Origin of the sequence: Microcoleus sp. A003_D6 (assembly GCF_036702825.1) — a bacterium.
In the GTDB taxonomy this organism is placed as follows: Bacteria; Cyanobacteriota; Cyanobacteriia; order Cyanobacteriales; family Microcoleaceae; genus Microcoleus.
This window is the reverse complement of sequence record NZ_JAUBWA010000209.1, coordinates 1-7,056: the sequence shown is the minus strand read 5'-3', so window position 1 is coordinate 7,056 and position 7,056 is coordinate 1. Positions and strand designations below refer to the sequence as shown.

Genomic DNA, 7,056 nt, shown 5'->3' with positions numbered 1-7,056 from the left:
ATGCCCGTTCCACAAGAAAAAATGTTTTTTGTGGAACGGGCATCTTGCCCGTCCTAGTTATTTTTGAAAGAGGTCTATTGTCGTTAAGTTATTCAACATGATATTACTCGCAAAACCCCAGCTAAACTTTGTTTAGCTGGGGAAAATTGAATATATTTAGAAGCAGTTGAAAAACTTACCGTTGTTGTTTGAGGGGAATGCCTTTGCCTGCATCGCTATAAAATCCCCGATCGGCTGCTCATCTTTCCCGTTTAGAGCCTTTGGATGGCGTACCTTCAAAAGGCTGAACGCCACTATTGGGATAATCGTCATCGCTCCGTCTAAAAATCCTCACCGCGGCTTCCGAAACGTAACGCATTGCGTTTACAAAAGATTTATAAACATTCATAAAATCCGCCTCTCTTCTGTGGCTTGGGATACTTTTAGATTAGTCTTATTTTTTGCCTGTGGATGACTTTAGCAATATTTATTTTAATTACTTATTAGTCTGCAACATAGAAGCAAGCTGAAGGTTTTAGAAATTGCGGATATTTGCGCGATCGCCCTGGTTTCCTGATATATTTTTTATTGCTTAACTCAAGCAGTCACAACGTTCAGAAACCTGATTTTTCAAGGCTGTTTAACGGCTGCAACGAAATATTTTCCTTAAATTTCCTAAAAAAACCGCAACGCTTGAGTTCTTTTGGTTAATTGCTGAGATTGTTAAATAGGTCGTTTTCATTAATCTTACCATAAGATAAATCCCAAAATTAACCTTAAACCCTCTTAGAAAGGGCATTTTTCAGGATTTCTTGAGATAGTATCAGCAATCTTAATCAAAAATTTACAAAAAGATATGGTATTTGTCACTATAATTAAAAAAACAAAGTTTGTCCGGGGTTTTTCTTATGGAAACTGCGACAGAAAGCCTGCACCTCACAGGTTTTGAAGAAATCTTAGAAGATCGGGAACTGACGGTTTCCCCAGCAGATTACAGCCTTTTGACCGATCTCTACCAGCTAACGATGGCCGCTTGTTACGTTGGGGAAGGGCTCGACGGGCGGGCTGCGAGTTTTGAGCTGTTTGCGCGCAGGCTGCCAGAGGGTTTTGGCTACGCGATCGCGATGGGTTTGGCGCAAGTTCTCGACTATCTGGAAAAATTTCGGTTTTCTCCGGCGCAAATAGAGGCTTTGCAGTCCACTGGCATTTTTGCAGGTGCGCCGGAGCGGTTTTGGACTCTACTCGCCACAGCCCGCTTTACTGGCGATGTTTGGGCAGTGCCGGAGGGGACGGCGGTGTTTGCCAACGAGCCGCTGCTGCGAATTGAGGCTCCTCTGTGGCAGGCTCAGTTGGTGGAAACTTATTTGTTGAATGCGATAAATTATCAAACTTCGATCGCGACGCGGGCTGCGCGGCTGCGGGATGTGGCGGGCCCGGATGCTAAGTTGCTGGAATTTGGGACGCGCAGGGCTTTTGGGCCTCAAGCTGCTGTGTGGGCGGCTAGGGCGGCCCTGGCTGCGGGGTTCGATGGAACTTCTAATGTTTTGGCTGCTTTGAAGTTGGGCCGCAAGCCTGTAGGTACGATCGCCCACGCTTTGGTGATGGCTGTGGCGGCCCTCGAAGGCAGCGAGAATAAGGCTTTTGCAGCTTTTCACCGCTATTTTCCGGGGGCGCCGCTGCTGATCGATACTTACGATACTGTGGCTGCGGCGCGGATGTTGGCCGATCGAGTAAACAGCGGTGAAATGCAGTTGGAAGGTGTGCGGCTGGATTCGGGCGATTTGGCGGTGCTGTCTCGGGAAGTGCGATCGATCCTTCCGGGCGTTCCCATTTTTGCTAGCGGCGATTTGGACGATCGAGAAATTGCTAAATTAAAAAGTAGCGGCGCTTGCATAGACGGTTACGGTTTGGGAACGAAGTTGGTCAGCGGTTCGCCTGTGAACGGTGTTTATAAGTTGGTGGAAATTGACGGAATTCCGGTGATGAAAGAGGCAAGCGGCAAAGTAACATATCCAGGAAAAAAGCAAATTTTTAGACATATTGAAAATGGGCAAATTCTCGGAGATTGTTTGGGATTGTCAGGAGAAAATATTAAGAATTGCGATTCTTACTTACCATTAATGGAGTTGGTTGTCAAGGATGGGAAACGAGTCCAGAACCCGGAAAGTTTGGAGGATATCGCCAAACGAACTGCTGCTTCTGTCGCCAGTCTTCGATCCGAAACTCGGCAACTCGACAACCCGATTTCGCCGCCAGTGGAAATTTCTACAGAGTTGCAGAGTCTAACCCAAAAAACGAAAAAGAGTCAGTAGTCAGCAGTCAGTAGTCATTAGTCAGTATTCATTAGTCATTAGTCATTAGTCAGCAGTCATTAGTCATTAGTCATTAGTCATGAGTCATTAGTCATGAGTCATTAGTTATTGGTAGCCACTCACAAATAACAATGCCCAATGCCCAATGCCCGATGCCCAATGCCCAATGCCCAATGCCCGATGCCCAATGCCCAATGCCCGATGCCCAATTCCCCATTCCCAATTAACTATTACCGATTACCTATGCAGAAGATTGCTCTTTTTGGAACCAGTGCCGATCCGCCTACAGCGGGACACAAAACTATCCTGAATTGGCTTTCCCAACATTTTGATTGGGTAGCAGTTTGGGCGTCGGACAATCCTTTTAAGTCGCACCAAACTTCTCTACAGCACCGATCGGCAATGCTGCTGTTAATGATTCAAGAAATTAATTCGCCGAGACACAATCTTTGCTTGCATCCAGAACTCAGCAGTCCGAGGACGCTAGAAACAGTGGAACAAGCAAGATTGCTGTGGCCGAATGCAGATTTGACGCTGGTAATAGGTTCGGATTTGGTGGAGCAACTGTCTCGCTGGTACAAATTTGAAGAATTGTTAAAACAAGTAGAGTTGCTGATAGTACCGCGACCTGGTTATCCATCAGAACAGTTAGATTTGTGGCAGTTGAGGCGGATGGGTGCAGAGGTGGCGATCGCATCTTTGAGTGCTCCCAATGTTTCTTCTACCTCCTATCGCGAAACAGGAGACACGGAAGCTCTAACTCCGACCATCGAAGATTACATCAATAGGGAGCATTTGTACGCATGGCACGAGGCACAAAAAAGAGCGAAGGTTGCTCGTTAGCTGACTTTAAAGTAGGAGTAGATAATGTTATTTTCTCCGTCGATACCGTGCAGAACCGCTTGTTGGTGCTGTTGGTAATGCGGCAAGACGAACCGTTTATCGATTCTTGGAGTCTTCCCGGTACTTTGGTGCGGCAGGGAGAGTCTCTTGAAAATGCGGCTTACCGGATTTTGTCGGAGAAAATTCGGGTGAAAAATCTGTATCTGGAGCAATTGTATACTTTCGGAGAACCGGGGCGCGATCCTCGGGAATATACCAGGGGCGATCGCTATCTTTCGGTTAGTTATTTTGCTTTGGTTCGGTTTGAGGAAGCTGAGTTAATTGCTGGGAGTGTAGTTGCGGGTGTCAGTCACCGCGTCGGCGGCATTGCTTGGTATCCCGTGCAACAAGTTCCTAAGCTAGCCTTCGATCACAATCAAATTCTCGAATACGGATACCGGCGACTGCGTAACAAACTTGAATACAGCCCGGTAGCTTTTGAAGTTTTGCCGGAACTTTTTACTTTGAGCGATTTGTATCAACTTTATACAACTATTTTGGGGGAAAACTTTTCTGATTATTCTAATTTTAGAGCTAGATTGTTGAAATTGGGTTTTTTGTGCGATACCGGTGTTAAGGTTTCGCGGGGGGCTGGCCGCCCTGCTAGTTTGTACCGCTTTGATGCGGCAGCTTTTGCTCCTTTCAAAAATAAGCCGCTGGTGTTTATCTAGCTGTTCCTTGGATGACATTCGGGGATCAATTTAGTAACATTAGAATAGAAGCTATTAAGGAGTGCGGGCTATGAAAGACCCTGATGAATGCGCTAATATTCACGAAGTGCGGGAGGAAATTGATATCATCGATCGAGAAGTGATCGACGCTTTGAGCAAGAGATTTAAATACGTCGTCGCGGCAGCAAGGTTCAAAACGAGTGAAGCTGGCGTTAGATCCCCCGATCGCTTTCATGCTATGTTACAGCAGCGGCGCGAGTGGGCTTTAGAATCGGGTTTGAATCCTGATGTGGTTGAAAATATTTACCGGGATTTGGTAAATTATTATATTGAGGAAGAGTTGAAACATTACAAATCTGAGTAAGGTTTCTATACATTCAAATCTAGAACTATAGGAAAGTGAGTCCGCCCGCGCGGACTGTTAGCAATATTTATGAGGTGATTTGGTGATATGAAAATTGCGATCGCACAACTCAACCCTACGATTGGTGATATCTTTGGTAACTCCAACTTAATTTTGGAGGCTGCGAAAAAAGCGGAGGTTGAGGGCGCAAACTTATTGCTAACACCGGAACTTTCCCTGATCGGTTATCCGCCGCGCGATTTGTTGATAGATCCGAGTTTCATTGCAGCCGCAGGTGCACAGTTGCAGCAACTGGCGCAAGCTTTGCCTCCCGAGTTGGCAGTCATAGTCGGCACTGCCGTACCTAATGCTAATGCGGTTCAACTCGGCGGAAAACCATTGTTTAACAGCGCTGTTTTGTTGCAAGATGGCGCAGTCAAAACAGTTTTTCACAAACGCTTGTTGCCTACTTATGATGTATTTGATGAAGATAGATATTTTGAACCGGGCGAAAATAGCAATTACTTTACTATTGGCGAAGTCAAAGTCGGCGTGACAATTTGTGAAGATTTGTGGAACAATGAGGAGTTTTGGGGTAAACGCAGTTACGCGGGCGATCCTGTTGCTGATTTGGCAAAATTGGGCGTAGATTTAGTGGTGAATTTGTCGGCATCGCCTTACTGTGCCGGGAAGCGGGGAGTGCGATCGGCGATGTTGCAGCACAGCGTCATCCGCTGCGGGATACCGATTGTTTACGCTAATCAAATAGGGGGAAATGACGATATTATTTTTGACGGCAGCAGTTTTGCTGTGGATCGAAAGGGTGATTTGATTCAGGTATTAGCTTCTTTTGAAACTGATTTTGCGGTGCTGAAATATGACGAAATTAAACAAGATTTAATTGGCAGCGGCGGGAACGGGCAAGATGCCCGTTCCACAACTGATTTGAGTTTTCATCCGGCCGAGGGAGATGCAGAAATTTGGGCTGCTTTGGTTTTGGGAGTGCGTGATTATGTTCGCAAGTGCGGTTTTTCTAAGGTTGTACTCGGTTTGAGCGGCGGGATAGATTCGGCTTTGGTGGCGGCGATCGCCAGTTGCGCGATCGGGCCGGAAAATGTTCTAGGGGTGTTGATGCCTTCTCCTTACAGTTCGGATCATTCGGTTAATGATGCTTTGGAATTAGCCCGAAATCTGGGCATCGCGATCGAAAGGTTGCCGATCGGCGATTTGATGAAAACTTACGATCGCACTCTCGCCGATTTGTTTGTCAATACAACTTTCGGGATTGCTGAGGAAAATATTCAATCGCGGATTCGAGGCAATCTGTTGATGGCAATTTCTAACAAATTCGGACATTTGCTGCTTTCGACTGGCAATAAGTCGGAAATGGCGGTGGGTTACTGCACTCTCTACGGCGATATGAATGGGGGATTGGCGGTGATTTCTGATGTGCCGAAAACTCGGGTTTATTCGCTTTGTCGGTGGCTGAATTCTGGGATCGATCGGGTAAAAAATCAGACCGAGTTGGGAAAGGAAATTATTCCGGTTAATGTTATTAGTAAAGCGCCGAGTGCGGAATTGAAACCGGGACAAGTTGACCGAGATTCTTTGCCGGATTACGATGTTTTAGATGACATCTTGCAGCGGTCGATCGAACATCACGAATCTGCCCAACAAATTGTCGCTGCGGGACACGATGAAGCTGTGGTTAAACGTGTAGTAAAATTAGTGAGGCAAGCGGAGTTTAAACGGCGACAAGCAGCCCCGGGTTTGAAAGTTAGCGATCGAGCTTTTGGTACCGGTTGGCGAATGCCGATCGCCAAATCTTCCTCTTATTAAACGCAAAATGGTTAACATCGACGGTACTTTCGGCTTCGATTTTCTCCTGGGAACTCTCAGCAACGATACGATTAGAGGATTTGCGGGTAATGATACTGTTCAAGGTTTGGGCGGAAATGACCGAGTTTTTGGCGATCGGGAAAATGACTTGCTCGCCGGAAATGAAGGCGCTGATACGCTGTCTGGCGGTCAGGGAAGCGATACAATCTATGGAGGACAAGAGTCGGATTGGATGTTTGGCGATCGGGGTAACGATTTGCTAATATGCGGCGAAGGCGGGGATATCTTGACAGGAGGCGCAGGCGATGATTTATTTGTGATTGAAAGAACCTCCGCCGCATCTACTATTACTGAAGCTGATACAATTACAGATTTTGGCAACGGCAATGATAAAATTGTCTTGACAGAAGGCATGAAGTTTAGCGATTTGGAGCTTTCTGTTTCCGACAACCAAACTATTATGAAGGATAAAAACTCTGGTAATTATTTAGGAGTTGTTTCGGGAAATTCTAATCTGACTGAATCAAACTTTATCTCGCTGTTTGGCGGACTAGATAGGGGTCAGCTTTTGCCAATTTCGGTTAACACGATTGTAGCCGATCGCGCGATCGGACTGGAAGTGGCGCAAACTCCCCAAGAGCAAGCCACAGGTTTAATGTTTCGGACAGAATTACCCGATGACAGGGGAATGTTTTTCCCGATCGAACCCGCGCGAAACGTGCGTTTTTGGATGAAAAACGTGTTGATTGAACTCGATATGGTTTTTCTGCGGGAAGGCGTCGTGCAGGCGATAATTCCTAACGTACCGCCGTGTTTGGGCGAAACCTGCCCCAACTACGGCCCGGATGTTCCCGTTGACGGAGTGATCGAGCTCAGAGGCGGAAGGGCGGCCCAATTGGGACTGAAAGTGGGCGATCTGATTCCGAATTTATCCTAAAAAACAAACAAAAGAATAGACCTCTTGCAAAAATAATTAGGACGGGCAAGATGCCCATCCCACAAGAAAAAATAACTCTTGTGGGATGGGCAT

General features: G+C 46.4%; 6 protein-coding genes. All 6 read left to right on the top strand.

Going from position 1 to position 7,056, the window contains the following annotated elements; translation table 11 throughout:
* Positions 1-887: 887 nt before the first annotated feature.
* The 6 genes from QUB70_RS31035 to QUB70_RS31010 all read left to right on the top strand — a co-directional run bounded on the left by QUB70_RS31035 (position 888) and on the right by QUB70_RS31010 (position 6,963).
* Entirely contained in the window at positions 888-2,291 is a 1,404-nt protein-coding gene (locus tag QUB70_RS31035; RefSeq protein ID WP_332985591.1) for a nicotinate phosphoribosyltransferase, read from the top strand.
* Between the two features lie 243 nt (positions 2,292-2,534).
* Positions 2,535-3,134: a nicotinate-nucleotide adenylyltransferase gene (locus QUB70_RS31030; RefSeq protein ID WP_332985593.1), complete on the top strand. Its 600-nt coding sequence runs from the start codon at positions 2,535-2,537 to the stop codon at positions 3,132-3,134.
* The gene (locus tag QUB70_RS31025; RefSeq protein WP_332985590.1) at positions 3,095-3,844 is read left to right on the top strand and encodes an NUDIX hydrolase; all 750 of its coding nucleotides are present in this window, start codon (positions 3,095-3,097) and stop codon (positions 3,842-3,844) included. The genes QUB70_RS31030 and QUB70_RS31025 overlap by 40 nt, the downstream gene beginning before the upstream one ends.
* Positions 3,845-3,914: 70 nt before the next feature.
* Positions 3,915-4,208: an isochorismate lyase gene (locus QUB70_RS31020; protein ID WP_332985588.1), complete on the top strand. Its 294-nt coding sequence runs from the start codon at positions 3,915-3,917 to the stop codon at positions 4,206-4,208.
* An 87-nt stretch (positions 4,209-4,295) separates the two neighbouring features.
* Complete coding sequence (locus tag QUB70_RS31015) at positions 4,296-6,026, top strand: NAD+ synthase (RefSeq protein WP_332985587.1); 1,731 nt, start codon at positions 4,296-4,298, stop codon at positions 6,024-6,026.
* 7 nt (positions 6,027-6,033) lie between these two features.
* The gene (locus tag QUB70_RS31010) at positions 6,034-6,963 is read left to right on the top strand and encodes a DUF192 domain-containing protein (RefSeq protein WP_332985586.1); all 930 of its coding nucleotides are present in this window, start codon (positions 6,034-6,036) and stop codon (positions 6,961-6,963) included.
* Positions 6,964-7,056: the final 93 nt, after the last annotated feature.